Here is a 17,101-nt window from a genome sequence, read left to right on the forward strand (position 1 = left end):
TTCAACATTTGCAACTGGAGTGCTAAATGAGCTTTTTTATCTCTAACGCCATGGCTGACGCAGCTGCACCGGCTGCTGCAAGCCCAATGGGCGGCGGCTTCGAGTGGATTTTCCTGGTCGGCTTCCTGGTCATCTTCTACCTGATGATCTGGCGTCCACAGGCCAAGCGCGCCAAAGAGCAGAAGAACCTGCTGAGCAGCCTGCAGAAGGGCGACGAAGTCGTGACCACTGGCGGCATCGCCGGCAAGATCACCAAGGTTGCCGATGACTTCGTGGTTCTGGAAGTGTCCGACACCGTGGAAATGAAGTTCCAGAAAGGCGCCATCGCCGCCACGCTGCCAAAAGGCACGCTGAAAGCGATCTAAGAGCAACAACTTCTACTCAATCGACGGGGCGCGCAAGGCGCCCCGCGTTCATAACGGGCGGCGTGATGCTGAACAAATACCCTCTGTGGAAATACATTCTGATCCTGGCGGTGCTGGCGATCGGTCTGATTTATTCCGCTCCCAATCTTTACCCCGATGACCCGGCCATTCAGATCAGCGGCGCCAGCACGGCTCTGCAGGTCAATGACGCCGATCTGGCTCGCGTCAGCACAGCGCTGAAAGAGTCCGGCATCAACGTCAAGGCGGCAACGCTGACGGCGGGCGGCAAGGGCGGTCTGATCCGTCTGAGCAAGGCTGAAGACCAGCTGCCGGCCAAAGACGTTGTACGTAAGGCATTGGGTGATGACTACGTCGTCGCGCTGAACCTGGCACAGACCACCCCGCAATGGCTGCGCAACCTCGGTGCGCACCCGATGAAGCTGGGTCTGGACTTGTCCGGTGGTGTGCACTTCCTGCTCGAAGTGGACATGGACAAAGCTCTCGATGCGCGCCTGAAAGTCTACGAAGGCGACGTCAAAAGCCTGCTGCGCAAAGAGAAGCTGCGCTATCGCAGCCTGCCGCAACTGGGCGGTGCCATTCAGTTGGGCTTCAGCGATGAAGACTTCCGCGAACAGGCCCGTGCGCTGATCCGCAAGAACTTCAACGATTTCGACATTGTTCCGGCCGACCTCAACGGTCAACCGGTGCTGCGTCTGGCGATGACCCCGGCCAAGCTGGCGGAAATCCGTGAATACTCCATCAAGCAGAACCTGACCACGGTACGTAACCGCGTCAACGAGTTGGGTGTTGCCGAACCGATCGTGCAGCGTCAGGGCGCCAACCGCATCGTGGTTGAGCTGCCGGGCGTGCAGGACACTGCCGAAGCCAAGCGTATTCTCGGCAAGACGGCCAACCTTGAGTTCCGTCTGGCCGCCGAGCCGGGCGCTTCGAAAGCCACTTCCGAATCGTTCGAATTCCGCGAGGGCAACCGTCCGCCAGCACAGATCGAGCGTGGTCTGATCATCACCGGTGACCAGGTCACCGACGCCAAGGCCGGTTTCGGCGAGCACGGCACGCCTGAAGTGAACATCCGTCTGGATGGCCACGGTGGCGAGCTGATGAGCCGCGCGACCCGTTCCAACGTCGGCCGCAGCATGGCGGTGATCTTCATCGAACAGCGTCCGGTCACCACTTACACCAAACAAGTGGTTGATGGCGTCGAGAAAGACGTTGCGGTGCAGACGTTCAAGGAAGAGAAGAAGATCATCAGCCTGGCGACCATTCAGTCGCCGCTGGGTGCGCAATTCCGCATCACTGGCCTGAACGGTCAGGGCGAGTCGTCCGAGCTGGCACTGCTGCTGCGTGCCGGTGGTCTGGCTGCACCGATGTACTTCGCTGAAGAGCGCACAATCGGTCCGAGCCTGGGTGCTGACAACATCACCAAAGGTATCGACGCTTCCCTGTGGGGCATGCTGTTCGTATCGCTGTTCATCATCGCCATCTACCGCTTCTTCGGCGTCATCGCCACCGTCGCGCTGGCGGTGAACATGGTGCTGCTGCTGGCGTTGATGTCGTTGCTGGGCGCCACGCTGACCCTGCCGGGTATCGCCGGTATCGTCCTGACCATGGGTATGGCGGTCGACGCCAACGTACTGATCTTCTCGCGGATTCGTGAAGAGATCGCCGCCGGCATGACTGTGCAGCGGGCAATCAACGAAGGCTTCGGCCGGGCATTCACCGCGATTCTCGACGCCAACCTGACCACCTTGCTGGTCGGCGGCATTCTCTTCGCCATGGGCACCGGCCCGGTGAAGGGTTTCGCAGTGACGATGTCCCTCGGGATCTTTACCTCGATGTTCACGGCCATCATGGTGACCCGCGCAATGGTCAACCTGATCTTTGGCGGACGTGACTTCAAGAAGTTGTGGATTTAAGGGGCTGCCATGTTACGTACAATCAACTTCATGGGCGTTCGCAACTTCGCGTTCGGCGTCACATTGCTGCTTACCGTCATTGCCTTGTTCAGTGTCGCCACCAAGGGCATGAACTGGGGCCTGGACTTCACCGGCGGTACGCTCATCGAGCTGACCTACGAGCGTCCGGCCGATGTCACCAAGGTGCGCGAGCAACTGGCGACCTCCGGTTATCACGAAGCCGTGGTGCAGAACTTCGGTGCGACGACCGATCTGTTGGTGCGCATGCCGGGTGAAGACCCGCAGTTGGGCCATCAGGTCGCAGACGCATTGCAGAAAGTCGGCGGCGACAACCCGGCGACGGTCAAGCGTGTCGAGTTCGTCGGCCCGCAGGTCGGTGAAGAGCTGCGCGACCAGGGCGGCCTCGGCATGCTGCTGGCGCTCGGCGGCATCCTGATCTACCTGGCCTTCCGCTTTCAGTGGAAGTTTGCGGTCGGCGCCATTGTCTCGCTGATCCACGACGTCATCGTGACCGTGGGTATCCTCTCGTACTTCCAGATCACCTTCGATCTGACGGTGCTGGCAGCGGTGCTGGCGATCATCGGTTACTCGCTGAACGACACCATCGTGGTTTTCGACCGGGTGCGTGAGAACTTCCGCGTGCTGCGCAAGGCGACGCTGATCGAGAACATCAACATCTCGACCACCCAGACCCTGCTGCGCACCATGGCGACGTCGATCTCCACTCTGCTGGCGATCGCGGCGCTGCTGTTCTTCGGTGGCGACAACCTGTTCGGTTTCTCCATCGCACTGTTCATCGGTGTACTGGCGGGTACCTACTCGTCGATCTACATCGCCAACGTGGTGCTGATCTGGCTGAACCTGACCACCGAGGATCTGATTCCTCCGGCTAACACCGACAAGGAAGTCGACGACCGTCCATAACGGCCAGCGATTTTTCCGGCTGTCAGCCAACAAAAGGCGCGAGTTGAACTCGCGCCTTTTTTTGTGCTCCAAGGCTGGGAGAAGCGCGGGCGCGTCCCGCATGTGATGGTCAGGAGGTTCATGTGAACAAGTCGTTGCTGGTTGGTGCGGTATTGGGTGCTGTCGGTGTCACAGCCGGGGGTGCTGTTGCCACCTACAGCCTGGTTAAAAGCGGCCCTGAGTATGCGCAAGTATTAGCCGTTGAGCCGGTCAAGACACAGATCAAGACTCCACGTGAAGTATGCAAGGATGTAACGGTGACCCGTCAGGCACCGGTAAAAGATCAACACCAGATCGCCGGTACCGTGGTCGGCGCGCTGGCCGGTGGTTTGCTGGGTAACCAGATTGGCGGCGGTACCGGCAAGAAGATTGCCACGGTGGCCGGTGCGGTCGGTGGCGGTTATGCGGGCAACAAGGTGCAGGAGGGCATGCAGGAGCGTGACACCTACACCACCACGCAAACTCGCTGCAACACGGTCAATGACATCAGCGACAAGGTCGTCGGTTACGACGTGCGTTACTCGCTTGATGGCAAGGAAGGCAAAGTGCGGATGGATCGCGATCCGGGCAACCAGATTCCGGTCGACAAGGAAGGCAAGCTGATCCTGTCGCAGAATGAGCCGGCTCAGTAAGGATTTACGGTTGTGAAAAGAAGCACCCTGCGGGGTGCTTTTTTTATACCCGCGATTCAGGGCAGCGCGCGATTCTCACCTGTGGGAGCGAGCCTGCTCGCGAATGCGGTCCAACAGTTGATATTTCCTTTGTTGACACGCCCATTCGCGAGCAGGCTCGCTCCCACAGGGAATTGTGCTGTTTGGAATTGCAGGCATAAAAAAGCACCCCGAAGGGTGCTTTTTGGTTTCGCGTAAAGCTTAGCGCTTCAGCGAGGCCGGCAGATGCGGCTGGATCGCCGTCAGAACTGCCTTGAAGCATTTGGTGTTGCCGGCAACGATGTGGCCTTTCTCAAGGAAATCGTGGCCGCCGGTGAAGTCGCTCACCAGGCCGCCGGCTTCTTGAATCAGCAGGGCGCCTGCAGCCATGTCCCACTCGGACAGGCCCGATTCCCAGAACGCATCGAAACGACCGGCAGCTACGTAAGCCAAGTCCAGGCTCGCCGAACCGGCGCGGCGGATGCCGGCAGTTTGGCCAACCAGGGCGCGGAACATGCCGAGGTAGTTGTCGAGGTTGTCCATCTGGTCGTCACGGAACGGGAAGCCAGTGCCGAGCAGAGCGCCGTCGAGGCTGGTGCGACCACTGACGCGCAGGCGACGACCGTTCAGTTGAGCGCCGCGACCACGGCTGGCGGTGAATTCTTCCTGGCGGACCGGGTCCAGAACTACTGCGTGTTCCAGGCGACCACGATATTTGCAGGCAATGCTCACTGCAAAGTGCGGAATGCCACGGAGGAAGTTGGTGGTGCCGTCCAGCGGATCGATGATCCACAGGTACTCTTCGCCTTCGATGCCGGTGCCAGCGTGCAGGCCGGTTTCTTCACCCTGAATCGAGTGATTCGGGTAAGCCTTGCGCAGGGCATCGATGATTTTCTGTTCAGCGGCGCGATCGACCTCGGATACGTAATCCTTGGCGTCTTTTTCGTCGACCTTGATGGTATCCAGGCGCTCGATGGAGCGGAAGATCAGTTCACTGGCGCTGCGGGCGGCGCGCAGCGCGATATTCAGCATGGGCTGCATGGATGTGTCACCTAAGGTTGTTAAAGAAAGCCGCGCATTCTATCAGAACTTTTCTTCAGGTGAAGGACGCTGTTCGCTTTCATAGCTTAACGGTAGGCTGTTCTGTAAGATTTGCCCCCCTTTCCTGTGTCCGAGAGCGCCTCCCTTGCTGCAGAACATTCGTGTCGTCCTGGTCAACACCAGTCACCCCGGCAACATCGGCGGGGCCGCGCGCGCCATGAAAAACATGGGTCTGTCGCGACTGGTGCTGGTCGAACCGCGGGTCTTCCCGCACCATGAGGCCGACGCCCGCGCCTCCGGTGCTGGTGACATCCTTGAAAACGCGCAAATCGTCGCCACCTTGGAAGATGCTCTGGTCGGCTGCAATCTGGTGCTCGGCACCAGCGCCCGCGACCGGCGCATTCCCTGGCCCCTGCTCGATCCGCGCGAATGCGGCAACAAAGTGGTTGAGGAAGCCGGGCAGGGCGCCGAGATTGCTTTGGTGTTCGGCCGTGAAGATTCCGGCCTGACCAACGAAGAGCTGCAGCGATGTCATTTTCACGTGCACATCCCTTCCGACCCGACCTTCAGTTCGCTGAATCTCGGGGCGGCGGTGCAGGTATTGAGTTATGAAGTGCGCATGGCCTGGCTGGCCGCACAGGGTCAGCCGAGCAAGGTCGAGAAAGAAGAAGTGGCCTCGGTGAAAAGCGCCGAGCTGGCGACCATGGATGAGCTGGAGCGATTCTATGAGCACCTGGAGCAGACACTGGTTGCCATCGAATTCCTCGACCCGGAAAAGCCACGCCACTTGATGGCGCGCCTGCGCCGGTTGTACGGACGCAGCTCGGTCAGCCGGGCGGAAATGAATATTTTGCGTGGCATCTTCACGGAAACCCAGAAAGCGGCCCGTGGCGAGCTTCTAAAGCGGAAGGATTGAATGATGTTTGAGCGTTTGCGTGAAGATATCCAAAGCGTATTCCATCGAGACCCGGCGGCGCGTAACGCTTTTGAAGTCCTGACCTGCTACCCCGGCATGCATGCGATCTGGATTCATCGTTTGGCCGGCATGCTCTGGCGCAACGAGTTGAAGTGGCTGGCGCGACTGGTGTCGAACTTCGGTCGCTGGCTGACCGGGATCGAGATTCATCCGGGCGCCAAGGTCGGTCGGCGGTTCTTCATTGACCACGGCATGGGCATCGTTATTGGTGAAACCGCCGAGATCGGCGACGACGTCACCATCTATCAAGGCGTGACCCTCGGCGGCACCAGCTGGAACAAAGGCAAGCGCCACCCGACTCTCGGAGACGGCGTTGTAGTCGGTGCCGGGGCCAAGGTTCTCGGTCCGTTCATGGTGGGTGCCGGCGCCAAAGTCGGCTCCAACGCTGTGGTCACCAAGGAAGTGCCGCCGGGCGCCACGGTGGTGGGGATTCCGGGGCGGATCATCATCAAGACCGACGAAGAGCAGGACGCCAAGCGCAAAGCCATGGCGGAAAAGATCGGTTTCGACGCCTACGGTGTCAGCGAAGACATGCCTGACCCGGTGGCCCGGGCCATCGGCCAATTGCTCGATCATCTGCAAGCAGTGGACGGGCGCCTGGAAGGCATGTGCGGCGCGCTGAAGGATCTGGGCAGCAATTACTGTGCGAAAGATCTGCCTGAGCTGCGCGAAGAAGACTTCGCTTGCGTCAAGGGCAAGGACGAATCGAAAGCCGGCTGAACTGCGGCGCTGCTTTTCGCGAGCAGGCTCGCTCCCACAAGAGCAATGCATTCCAATGTGGGAGCGAGCCTGCTCGCGAAGAACGATCACGCGGTTGCGCTGGCTGTCCGCGCCCCGTCTTTGCTATAGTGCGCGCGCTCTTTTGCGGGTAAACCCGACTACAGCACTAGGTCTTATAGTTGACTTAAATGCTCGGGAATTGCATACTCCCGCCCATTCCGAACTCCGTGGTAACTGTCCATGCGACTGACTACAAAAGGCCGATACGCCGTGACCGCCATGCTTGACCTGGCGTTGCACGCGCAGCACGGGCCGGTGTCTCTGGCCGATATCTCCGAGCGCCAAGGCATCTCCCTGTCCTACCTCGAACAGCTGTTCGCCAAGCTGCGCCGCAGCAACCTGGTTTCCAGCGTTCGCGGTCCGGGTGGTGGCTACCAGTTGTCCCGCGACATGCAGGGCATCCAGGTCGCCCAGGTGATCGATGCGGTGAACGAATCGGTCGATGCCACCAAGTGCCAGGGCCAGGGCGATTGCCATTCCGGCGATACCTGCCTGACCCATCATCTGTGGTGCGATTTGAGCCTGCAGATTCACGAATTTCTGAGCGGTATCAGCTTGGCCGACCTTGTGACTCGCCGTGAGGTACAAGAAGTGGCCCAGCGTCAGGACCAGCGCCGTTGCAGCAGCAAGGCGCCACGCCTGGACAAGATTGAAGCGTCCGCCGTCGAATGACAGCCGAAGAGCTACCCGCGGCACGCCAGCCCTGATTTAGGAGATAGTCCATGAAATTGCCGATTTACCTTGATTACTCTGCAACCACCCCGGTTGATCCGCGCGTTGCGCAGAAAATGAGTGAATGCCTGCTGGTCGACGGAAACTTCGGTAACCCGGCGTCCCGTTCCCACGTGTTCGGCTGGAAGGCTGAAGAGTCTGTCGAAAACGCTCGTCGTCAGGTGGCCGATCTGGTCAATGCCGACCCGCGCGAAATCGTCTGGACCTCCGGTGCCACCGAATCCGACAACCTGGCGATCAAGGGCGCGGCACATTTCTACGCCTCCAAGGGCAAGCACCTGATCACCAGCAAGATCGAGCACAAGGCTGTCCTCGACACCATGCGCCAACTGGAGCGTGAAGGCTTCGAAGTGACGTACCTCGAGCCGACCGAAGACGGTCTGATCACCCCGGCAATGATTGACGCCGCACTGCGCGAAGACACCATTCTGGTGTCGGTGATGCACGTCAACAACGAAATCGGCACCATCAACGACATCGCCGCCATCGGCGAGATGCTGCGCGCCAAAGGCGTGCTGTTCCATGTCGACGCGGCTCAGTCCACCGGCAAGGTCGAAATCGATCTGCAGAAGCTGAAAGTCGACATGATGTCGTTCTCCGCCCACAAGACTTATGGCCCTAAAGGCATCGGCGCGCTGTACGTCAGCCGCAAGCCGCGTGTGCGCATCGAAGCGACCATGCACGGCGGCGGTCACGAGCGTGGCATGCGTTCCGGCACCCTGGCGACCCACCAGATCGTCGGCATGGGCGAAGCGTTCCGCGTAGCCAAGGAAGACATGGCCGCTGAAAACGTGCGCATCAAAGCCTTGAGCGATCGCTTCTACAAGCAGGTCGAGCATCTGGAAGAGCTGTACGTCAACGGCAGCCTGACCGCCCGCGTTCCGCACAACCTGAACCTGAGCTTCAACTACGTTGAAGGCGAGTCGCTGATCATGGCGCTCAAGGATCTGGCGGTATCGTCCGGTTCGGCCTGCACCTCGGCTTCGCTGGAGCCTTCGTACGTACTGCGCGCCCTGGGCCGCAACGACGAACTGGCACACAGCTCGATCCGCTTTACCTTCGGCCGTTTCACCACCGAAGAAGAAATCGACTACGCCGCGCAGAAAGTCTGCGAGGCCGTTACCAAGCTGCGCGCTCTGTCGCCGCTGTGGGACATGTACAAAGACGGCGTCGATATCTCGAAAATCGAGTGGGCGGCACACTAACTATAGAAGCCGCCGGATACAGATCCTGTAGCGACGCGGCGTTAACGCAGCGCAGTTGCAGGGTCTCAAGAGCGGCCCTGATGAGTGAGGATTGAGAATCATGGCTTACAGCGAAAAGGTCATCGACCACTACGAAAACCCGCGCAACGTCGGCAAGATGAACGCGGAAGATCCTGATGTCGGCACCGGCATGGTCGGCGCTCCGGCGTGCGGCGACGTGATGCGTCTGCAGATCAAGGTCAACGATCAGGGCGTTATCGAAGACGCCAAGTTCAAGACCTACGGTTGCGGTTCGGCAATCGCCTCCAGCTCCCTCGCCACCGAGTGGATGAAGGGCAAGACCCTGGACGAAGCCGAAACCATCAAGAACACTCAGCTGGCCGAAGAACTGGCTTTGCCGCCAGTGAAAATCCACTGCTCCGTGCTCGCTGAAGACGCTATCAAGGCGGCAGTTCGCGATTACAAGCAGAAGAAAGGCTTGATCTGAATTTCAAGATTCGGCGACGAGTAAGGAGTCAACGATGGCTATCAGCATGACAGAAGCGGCTGCTCGACACGTGCGGCGCTCCCTCGACGGGCGCGGCAAAGGTGAAGGGATTCGTCTGGGTGTTCGCACCACAGGCTGTTCCGGCCTTGCCTACGTGCTGGAGTTTGTCGACGAGGTAGTGGCGGAAGATCAGGTGTTCGAGAGTCACGGCGAAAAAGTGATCATCGACCCGAAAAGCCTGGCCTACCTGGACGGCACCGAGCTCGACTTCGTCAAGGAAGGGTTGAACGAAGGCTTCAAGTTCAATAACCCCAACGTGCGCGGTGAATGTGGCTGCGGCGAAAGCTTCAACATCTGAGGCTGGTCGTGGGTATTCCTTGTCATTTCGCTTTATTCGAGCTGCAACCGAGCTTCCGCCTGGATCTCGAGCAGTTGGCCACGCGCTACCGTGAGTTGGCGCGCGGCGTCCATCCTGACCGTTTTGCCGATGCATCCGAACGCGAGCAGCGCTCGGCGCTCGAGCAATCGGCGCGGCTCAACGACGCCTACCAGACGCTCAAGAGTCCGGCCCAGCGCGCACGCTACCTGCTGAAAATCAGCGGGCATGAAGTGCCGATGGAAGTCACCGTCCACGATCCCGAGTTTCTTCTGCAGCAGATGCAATGGCGCGAAGAACTCGAAGATCTGCAGGACAGTGCCGATCTCGACGGTGTTGCGGTATTCAAGCGGCGTTTGAAGGCAGCTCAGGAACAGCTCAACGAAAGCTTCGCAGCCTGTTGGGATGATGCAGCGCAACGTGAACAGGCCGAACGCCTGATGCGGCGCATGCAGTTCCTCGACAAGCTCACCTACGAAGTGCGCCAGCTGGAAGAGCGCCTCGACGATTAACCCAGTGCTGCCCTGATTGCACGCTGACAGACAGACAAGACCTGATCACCATGGCTCTACTGCAGATCGCCGAACCCGGCCAAAGTCCTCAACCGCACCAGCGTCGCCTGGCTGTGGGCATCGACTTGGGTACTACCAATTCGCTGGTCGCTGCGCTGCGCAGTGGTCTTTCCGAACCGCTGGCCGACGCCAACGGGCAGGTCATCCTGCCGTCCGCCGTGCGTTATCACGCCGACCGCGTCGAAGTCGGTGAGTCCGCCAAGCTGGCAGCAGCCTCCGATCCCCTGAACACCGTGCTCTCGGTCAAGCGCTTGATGGGTCGTGGTCTGTCCGACGTCAAGCAATTGGGCGAGCAGTTGCCGTATCGCTTTGTCGGCGGCGAATCGCACATGCCGTTCATCGACACCGTGCAAGGCCCGAAAAGCCCGGTCGAAGTTTCCGCCGATATCCTCAAGGTCCTGCGTCAGCGCGCTGAGGCGACCTTGGGTGGCGAGCTGGTTGGCGCGGTGATCACCGTTCCTGCCTACTTCGACGATGCGCAGCGTCAGGCCACCAAAGATGCGGCCAAGCTCGCCGGTCTTAACGTGTTGCGTCTGCTCAACGAGCCGACTGCGGCTGCGGTGGCTTACGGTCTGGATCAGCACGCTGAAGGTCTGGTGGCGATATATGACCTGGGCGGCGGTACTTTCGATATTTCCATTCTGCGTCTGACTGGCGGCGTCTTTGAGGTTCTGGCCACTGGCGGCGACAGCGCGCTGGGCGGCGATGATTTCGATCACGCGATTGCCGGCTGGATCATCGAGAGCGCTGGCCTGTCCGCCGATCTCGATCCGGGCGCACAGCGCAATCTGCTGCAAACCGCCTGCGCTGCCAAAGAAGCCCTGACCGATGCGGCCAGTGTGGAAGTGGCTTACGGCGACTGGAAAGCCCAGTTGACCCGCGAAGCCTTCGATGCGTTGATCGAGCCAATGGTCGCACGCAGCCTGAAAGCCTGCCGCCGCGCCGTTCGCGATTCCGGTATTGAACTGGAAGACGTCCACGCCGTGGTCATGGTCGGCGGTTCGACCCGAGTGCCACGTGTGCGTGAAGCCGTTGCCGAAGCCTTCGGTCGTCAGCCTTTGACGGAAATCGACCCGGATCAAGTGGTGGCCATCGGGGCCGCGATCCAGGCTGACACCCTGGCTGGCAACAAGCGCGATGGCGGCGAACTGCTGCTGCTCGACGTGATTCCGCTATCCCTGGGGCTGGAAACCATGGGCGGTCTGATGGAAAAGGTGATTCCGCGCAACACTACCATTCCCGTCGCCCGCGCTCAGGATTTCACCACCTATAAAGACGGCCAGTCGGCCATGGCGATCCACGTGTTGCAGGGTGAGCGCGAGCTGATCAGCGATTGCCGCTCTCTGGCACGTTTCGAATTGCGTGGCATTCCGGCAATGGTGGCGGGCGCGGCGAAAATTCGCGTGACCTTCCAGGTCGATGCCGACGGTCTGCTCAGCGTGTCTGCCCGTGAATTGGGCTCGGGCGTTGAGGCGAGCATTCAGGTCAAACCTTCCTATGGTCTGACCGATGGCGAAATCGCCAAGATGCTCAAGGATTCGTTCCAGCACGCCAATGACGACAAGGTCGCCCGCGTTCTGCGTGAGCAGCAAGTCGATGCCCAACGCCTGCTCGAAGCGGTGCAGGGCGCGCTGGAGGCCGATGGCGAGCGTTTGCTCGACGCCGAAGAGCGCATGGTCATCGAACTGCAAATGCAGGAACTGGCCGAACTGATGAAAGGTACTGATGGTTACGCCATCGAGCAGCAGACCAAACGTCTGTCGCAAGTGACCGATGCTTTTGCTGCCCGCCGCATGGATCTGACGGTGAAAGCCGCTCTGTCGGGGCGCAACCTGAATGAAATCGAGGATATCTGATGCCGCAGGTCATTTTTCTGCCCCACGAGAAGTTCTGCCCTGAAGGCATGGTGGTCGAGGCTGCGCCCGGCACATCGATTCTCGAACTGGCCCACGAACACCATATCGAGATGGAAAGCGCATGCGGCGGCGTCTGCGCCTGCACCACGTGCCATTGCATCATCCGCGAGGGTTTCGACTCGCTGGAAGAGGCCGACGAGCTGGAAGAAGACTTCCTCGACCGTGCCTGGGGCCTTGAGGCGCAATCGCGTCTGGCTTGCCAGGCCATCGTCGGTGAGGAAGACCTCACCGTCGAGATTCCGAAATATTCGCTTAACCATGCGGCTGAAGCGCCGCACTGACTGGTAAGACTGTCATGAGCTACGGTTGGAATGATGTTCAACGCATTGCAGAAGAGCTGGCCGAGGCCCACGAGGGACTCGACCCGTACTCTGTAGGTTTTGTCCGTTTGCAGCAGATGATTCTTGAACTGCCTGACTTCGATGCTACTTCCGGCCGGGTCGGCGAGAAGGTGCTCGAAGCGGTTCAGGAGCTCTGGGCCGCAGAATTGGACTGATCGTCTCGCAGGTTAGGCAATACCCAAGAACCCGCGTATAATTCGCGGGTTTAATTTTTCGCAAATTACCGTTTCTGGAGTTACATCATGGCTGTTCAACGTACTTTCTCCATCATCAAGCCTGACGCCGTTGCTAAAAACGTGATCGGCAAGATCACCACTCGCTTCGAAGACGCTGGCCTGCGCGTTGTAGCTTCGAAACTGAAGCAACTGTCCAAAGCCGAAGCCGAAGGCTTCTACGCTGAGCACAGCGAGCGCGGTTTCTTCGGTGACCTGGTTGCATTCATGACTTCCGGCCCGGTTGTCGTTCAGGTTCTGGAAGGCGAAAACGCTATCGCTCGCAACCGTGAGCTGATGGGCGCTACCAACCCTAAAGAAGCTGCTGCCGGCACCATCCGTGCTGACTTCGCTGAATCGATCGACGCCAACGCCGTTCACGGTTCGGACTCCGAAGCTGCTGCCGCTCGCGAAATCGCTTACTTCTTCGCAGCTACTGAAGTAACCACTCGCTAAGCATTGCTTGCAGAGTGAAGGTGAATCCATGACTACATCGACTGTTAAAACAAACCTGCTGGGTCTGACCCAGCCGGAAATGGAAAAATTCTTCGACTCAATCGGGGAGAAGCGTTTCCGTGCCGGTCAGGTAATGAAATGGATTCACCACTTTGGCGTCGATGATTTCGACGCCATGACGAACGTCAGCAAAGCCTTGCGCGACAAGCTCAAGGCCATTGCTGAAGTGCGTGGTCCGGAAGTGGTCAGCGAGGACATCTCCAGCGACGGCACCCGTAAATGGGTGGTGCGCGTGGCGTCCGGCAGCTGCGTCGAGACCGTGTACATTCCCCAGGGCAAGCGCGGCACCTTGTGCGTTTCGTCCCAGGCAGGCTGTGCCCTGGATTGCAGTTTCTGCTCCACCGGCAAGCAAGGCTTCAACAGCAACCTCACCGCCGCCGAAGTCATCGGTCAGGTGTGGATTGCCAACAAATCTTTCGGCAGCGTCCCGGCCACCGTCGACCGCGCCATCACCAACGTGGTGATGATGGGCATGGGCGAGCCGTTGCTGAACTTCGACAACGTCGTCGCCGCCATGCATCTGATGATGGATGACCTCGGCTACGGGATCTCCAAGCGCCGCGTGACCCTGTCCACCTCGGGTGTGGTGCCGATGATCGATGAGCTGGCCAAGCACATCGACGTGTCCCTGGCGTTGTCCCTGCACGCACCAAATGACGCATTGCGTAACCAATTGGTGCCGATCAACAAGAAATATCCGCTTAAGATGCTGCTCGAGTCGTGCCAGCGCTACATGTCCGCCCTTGGCGAGAAACGTGTGCTGACCATCGAGTACACCTTGCTCAAGGACGTCAACGACAAGCTTGAGCACGCGGTGGAAATGATCGAGTTGCTTAAAGATATTCCGTGCAAGATCAACCTGATCCCGTTCAACCCGTTCCCGCACTCCGGGTACGAGCGGCCGAGCAACAATGCCATCCGCCGCTTCCAGGATCAGTTGCATCAGGCCGGTTTCAACGTCACTGTGCGCACCACCCGTGGTGAAGACATCGATGCCGCATGTGGTCAATTGGTAGGGCAGGTGCTGGATCGCACCCGTCGCAGCGAACGTTACATCGCCGTGCGCGAGTTGAGCGCCGACAGCGATCTGGCACAGAACGCCGCGAACACTAACTAAGAGAGGATCTCTATGTCCCTGCGCTTTGCGCTGCTGTTGCTGTTGGCCAGCCTGTGTGCTGGTTGTGTCCTGTCGGGTGACTACAACCCGATGAAGACCAGCAAGGGCCGCGATGAAGCGCGGGCTGCCTACGTGCAGCTGGGGCTGGGCTATCTGCAGCAAGGCATGACCGAGCGCGCCAAGGTGCCATTGAAGAAAGCGCTGGAGCTGGACGGTTCCGACCCCGATGCCAATGCGGCCCTCGGTCTTGTATTCCAGGCTGAAATGGAGCCCGCGCTTGCCGACGAGCACTTTCGCAAGGCCCTGTCCTCACGTCCCGCCGATGCGCGCATCCTCAACAACTACGGCAGTTTTCTCTACGAAGAACAGCGCTACAAGGAAGCCTACGAGCGTTTTGAACAAGCGGCCGCCGATACCCTGTATCCTGAGCGCTCGCGGGTCTTCGAAAACCTCGGCATGACCGCCGCCAAGCTTGGCCAGCGTGATCTGGCCCAGCAACAGCTGGAAAAATCCCTGCGCCTGAATCGCCAACAACCACGCGCATTGCTGGAAATGGCTGAGTTGTCCTTCGAAGACAGGCATTATGTGCCCGCGCGTGACTATTACGACCGTTTCAGCCAGCTCACCGAACAGAATGCACGTAGTCTATTGCTCGGCGTTCGGCTGGCAAAAGTGTTTGAAGATCGCGACAAGGCAGCCAGTTACGGTCTGCAATTAAAACGACTCTATCCCGGTACGCCGGAATATCAGCAATACCTGTCGGAGCAATGATGAAAGCGGCGCATCCCGAAGTTGTAGCAGCGAATCGCGTAAATCCCGGTGAGACCCTGCGCCAGGCCCGCGAAAGCAATGGCTGGTCGCTGGCCGAAGTGGCCCTCAAGCTCAACCTCACCGTGACATCCCTGAGCAATCTTGAAGCCGGCGCTTTCGACAAGCTGCCGGGGCATACCTTCGCTCGCGGTTACATTCGCGCCTATGCCAAATTGCTCGGCATGGACCAGACCGTTCTGGTTCAGCAGTTCGACCAGTCCACCGGCACCGACTCCCAGGGCAGCAACGTTCACGCCCTCGGTCGTATCGAAGAGCCGGTGCGGGTTTCCCACACCATTTTGCGTATCGTCAGCCTGTTGTTGCTGATCGCGGTCATCGGCGGCGGATTCGTCTGGTGGCAGGATCAGACCTCCCAGCGCACCCGCGATCTGACCAGCCTCGCACCGGAGCACGTCGAAGTCGAAGGCGCTGACGGCACCACGCAGATCCACCCGATCGACGAGCCGGAAGACCAGGCTGTCGCCGAAAATCAGGCTGACAATTCGACATCGCTGGCCTTGCCGCAGTCGGAAACCAGTGCCGAATCGACCGGCGCCGAATCTGCTGCGCCAGCGACCGAGCCAACTGCGCCGGCAGTTGCGCCAAGCGCTCCGGCACAGACGCCTGCGCCAGTGGTGGCGGCTCCGGCCACTCCAGCGCCGAATGTCCCAGCGACACCTGCCCCGACCGCGCCGGTTGCTCAAGCGCCAAGCGCTGAAGCAGCCGCTCCGGTTGCCGGCGAAGGCCAGGTGCAACTGCAGTTCACCGGCGATTGCTGGGCACAGGTGACCGATGGCCGTGGCAAAGTGATTTTCAGTGGTCTGAAGCATAAAGGCGACAGCGTGAGTGTTTCCGGAAAACCGCCGCTTGCCGTACGTCTGGGCGTCGCCCGTGCAGCACAGGTCAGCTACAACGGCCAACCGGTCGATATCGCTCCGTTCACCAGTGGCGAGACTGCTCGCCTGAAGTTGGGTCAATAAGTCATGCACGGCGAATCTCCAATCAAACGTCGCGAATCGCGCAAGATCTGGGTCGGCAACGTACCGGTGGGCGGCGACGCGCCGATCGCTGTGCAGAGCATGACCAACAGCGATACCAATGATGTCGCCGCGACCGTGGCGCAGATCAATCGTCTGGAAGCCGCCGGCGTCGACATCGTTCGCGTCTCGGTGCCGGACATGGACGCCGCCGAGGCGTTCGGCAAGATCAAGCAACTGGTCAAAGTGCCGTTGGTGGCTGACATCCACTTCGACTACAAAATCGCCTTGCGCGTGGCCGAACTGGGTGTGGATTGCCTGCGCATCAATCCGGGCAACATCGGTCGTGAAGACCGTGTGCGTGCCGTGGTCGATGCGGCGCGTGATCGCGGCATTCCGATCCGCATCGGCGTCAACGCCGGTTCGCTGGAAAAAGACCTGCAAAAGAAATACGGCGAGCCGACCCCGGCGGCGCTGGTCGAATCCGCGCTGCGCCACGTTGAACACCTCGAACGCCTGAATTTCCAAGACTTCAAGGTCAGCGTTAAGGCCTCCGACGTGTTCATGGCCGTCGAAGCCTACCGCTTGCTGGCGAAAGAAATCGTTCAGCCGCTGCACTTGGGTATCACCGAAGCTGGTGGTTTGCGTTCGGGCACGGTGAAATCCGCCGTGGGCCTAGGTATGCTGCTCGCCGAAGGGATTGGCGATACTATCCGCATCTCGCTGGCGGCCGACCCGGTCGAGGAAGTGAAGGTCGGTTACGACATTCTCAAGTCTTTGCATCTGCGTTCCCGTGGCATCAACTTCATCGCCTGCCCGAGCTGCTCGCGGCAGAACTTCGATGTGGTGAAAACCATGAACGAGCTGGAAGGGCGCCTTGAAGACCTGCTGGTGCCGCTGGATGTCGCGGTCATCGGTTGCGTGGTCAACGGCCCCGGCGAAGCCAAGGAAGCCCATATCGGCTTGACCGGCGGCACGCCCAACCTGATTTACATCGACGGCAAGCCGTCGCAGAAGCTGACGAATGACAATCTGGTGGACGAGCTGGAAAAGCTGATCCGCCAGAAAGCGGCCGAAAAGGTCGAAGCTGACGCTGCCGTTATCGCGCGCGGCTGATCGAACGAATTAAGG

Annotated in this window: 20 protein-coding genes; 19 read left to right on the top strand and 1 reads right to left on the bottom strand. The window is 59.7% G+C overall.

Annotation, left to right across the window (positions count from 1 at the left end; genetic code table 11):
• Window positions 1-26 precede the first annotated feature (26 nt).
• The 4 genes from yajC (at window position 27) to AB4N47_RS01955 (ending at window position 3,894) form a co-directional block, all read left to right on the top strand.
• Window positions 27-365: a preprotein translocase subunit YajC gene (yajC, locus tag AB4N47_RS01940; protein WP_016773317.1), complete on the top strand. Its 339-nt coding sequence runs from the start codon at window positions 27-29 to the stop codon at window positions 363-365.
• Between the two features lie 65 nt (window positions 366-430).
• Entirely contained in the window at window positions 431-2,299 is a 1,869-nt protein-coding gene (gene secD, locus AB4N47_RS01945) for a protein translocase subunit SecD (RefSeq protein WP_460154399.1), read from the top strand.
• A gap of 9 nt (window positions 2,300-2,308) precedes the next feature.
• Window positions 2,309-3,223, top strand: coding sequence for a protein translocase subunit SecF (secF, locus tag AB4N47_RS01950; protein WP_110603668.1), 915 nt, complete (start codon window positions 2,309-2,311; stop codon window positions 3,221-3,223).
• A 122-nt stretch (window positions 3,224-3,345) separates the two neighbouring features.
• The gene (locus tag AB4N47_RS01955; RefSeq protein ID WP_007916907.1) at window positions 3,346-3,894 is read left to right on the top strand and encodes a glycine zipper 2TM domain-containing protein; all 549 of its coding nucleotides are present in this window, start codon (window positions 3,346-3,348) and stop codon (window positions 3,892-3,894) included.
• 240 nt (window positions 3,895-4,134) lie between these two features.
• Here AB4N47_RS01955 and suhB read toward each other — a convergent pair whose 3' ends face one another.
• Window positions 4,135-4,953, bottom strand: a complete 819-nt coding sequence (suhB, locus tag AB4N47_RS01960) for a type III secretion system regulator SuhB (RefSeq protein WP_016773320.1) — start codon at window positions 4,951-4,953, stop codon at window positions 4,135-4,137.
• Between the two features lie 145 nt (window positions 4,954-5,098).
• Between suhB and trmJ the strand changes: the two genes are divergently transcribed.
• The 15 genes from trmJ to ispG all read left to right on the top strand — a co-directional run bounded on the left by trmJ (window position 5,099) and on the right by ispG (window position 17,086).
• The gene (trmJ, locus tag AB4N47_RS01965; protein WP_341638852.1) at window positions 5,099-5,869 is read left to right on the top strand and encodes a tRNA (cytosine(32)/uridine(32)-2'-O)-methyltransferase TrmJ; all 771 of its coding nucleotides are present in this window, start codon (window positions 5,099-5,101) and stop codon (window positions 5,867-5,869) included.
• Window positions 5,870-5,872: 3 nt separating this feature from the next.
• Complete coding sequence (gene cysE / locus AB4N47_RS01970; protein WP_130911731.1) at window positions 5,873-6,649, top strand: serine O-acetyltransferase; 777 nt, start codon at window positions 5,873-5,875, stop codon at window positions 6,647-6,649.
• A gap of 240 nt (window positions 6,650-6,889) precedes the next feature.
• On the top strand, window positions 6,890-7,381 hold the full coding sequence (gene iscR / locus AB4N47_RS01975) for a Fe-S cluster assembly transcriptional regulator IscR (protein WP_016773323.1): 492 nt from the start codon (window positions 6,890-6,892) through the stop codon (window positions 7,379-7,381).
• Window positions 7,382-7,431: 50 nt separating this feature from the next.
• Window positions 7,432-8,646 (top strand): IscS subfamily cysteine desulfurase, encoded by a 1,215-nt coding sequence (locus AB4N47_RS01980; protein WP_016773324.1) that lies wholly within the window; start codon window positions 7,432-7,434, stop codon window positions 8,644-8,646.
• 100 nt (window positions 8,647-8,746) lie between these two features.
• The gene (iscU, locus tag AB4N47_RS01985) at window positions 8,747-9,133 is read left to right on the top strand and encodes a Fe-S cluster assembly scaffold IscU (protein WP_003227907.1); all 387 of its coding nucleotides are present in this window, start codon (window positions 8,747-8,749) and stop codon (window positions 9,131-9,133) included.
• Between the two features lie 34 nt (window positions 9,134-9,167).
• Window positions 9,168-9,491 carry an iron-sulfur cluster assembly protein IscA gene (iscA, locus tag AB4N47_RS01990; protein WP_003227904.1) on the top strand — a complete coding sequence of 108 codons (324 nt, stop codon included), beginning with the start codon at window positions 9,168-9,170 and terminating at the stop codon, window positions 9,489-9,491.
• Window positions 9,492-9,499: 8 nt separating this feature from the next.
• Window positions 9,500-10,021 (top strand): co-chaperone HscB, encoded by a 522-nt coding sequence (gene hscB, locus AB4N47_RS01995; protein WP_016773325.1) that lies wholly within the window; start codon window positions 9,500-9,502, stop codon window positions 10,019-10,021.
• 50 nt (window positions 10,022-10,071) lie between these two features.
• Window positions 10,072-11,937: a Fe-S protein assembly chaperone HscA gene (hscA, locus tag AB4N47_RS02000; RefSeq protein WP_073473310.1), complete on the top strand. Its 1,866-nt coding sequence runs from the start codon at window positions 10,072-10,074 to the stop codon at window positions 11,935-11,937.
• Window positions 11,937-12,278, top strand: a complete 342-nt coding sequence (gene fdx / locus AB4N47_RS02005; protein WP_016773327.1) for an ISC system 2Fe-2S type ferredoxin — start codon at window positions 11,937-11,939, stop codon at window positions 12,276-12,278. The genes hscA and fdx overlap by 1 nt, the downstream gene beginning before the upstream one ends.
• A gap of 14 nt (window positions 12,279-12,292) precedes the next feature.
• The gene (iscX, locus tag AB4N47_RS02010) at window positions 12,293-12,493 is read left to right on the top strand and encodes a Fe-S cluster assembly protein IscX (protein ID WP_016773328.1); all 201 of its coding nucleotides are present in this window, start codon (window positions 12,293-12,295) and stop codon (window positions 12,491-12,493) included.
• Window positions 12,494-12,580: 87 nt separating this feature from the next.
• Window positions 12,581-13,006, top strand: coding sequence for a nucleoside-diphosphate kinase (gene ndk, locus AB4N47_RS02015; protein WP_024014216.1), 426 nt, complete (start codon window positions 12,581-12,583; stop codon window positions 13,004-13,006).
• 28 nt (window positions 13,007-13,034) lie between these two features.
• Window positions 13,035-14,183: a dual-specificity RNA methyltransferase RlmN gene (rlmN, locus tag AB4N47_RS02020; RefSeq protein ID WP_024014215.1), complete on the top strand. Its 1,149-nt coding sequence runs from the start codon at window positions 13,035-13,037 to the stop codon at window positions 14,181-14,183.
• A 12-nt stretch (window positions 14,184-14,195) separates the two neighbouring features.
• Entirely contained in the window at window positions 14,196-14,954 is a 759-nt protein-coding gene (gene pilW / locus AB4N47_RS02025; protein ID WP_341638853.1) for a type IV pilus biogenesis/stability protein PilW, read from the top strand.
• Window positions 14,954-15,973, top strand: a complete 1,020-nt coding sequence (locus AB4N47_RS02030) for a RodZ family helix-turn-helix domain-containing protein (RefSeq protein WP_341638854.1) — start codon at window positions 14,954-14,956, stop codon at window positions 15,971-15,973. The genes pilW and AB4N47_RS02030 overlap by 1 nt, the downstream gene beginning before the upstream one ends.
• 3 nt (window positions 15,974-15,976) lie before the next feature.
• Window positions 15,977-17,086 (top strand): flavodoxin-dependent (E)-4-hydroxy-3-methylbut-2-enyl-diphosphate synthase, encoded by a 1,110-nt coding sequence (ispG, locus tag AB4N47_RS02035; RefSeq protein ID WP_016773332.1) that lies wholly within the window; start codon window positions 15,977-15,979, stop codon window positions 17,084-17,086.
• The last annotated feature ends 15 nt before the right edge of the window (window positions 17,087-17,101 follow it).

It is taken from the genome of Pseudomonas sp. S3_G06 (assembly GCF_054667565.1).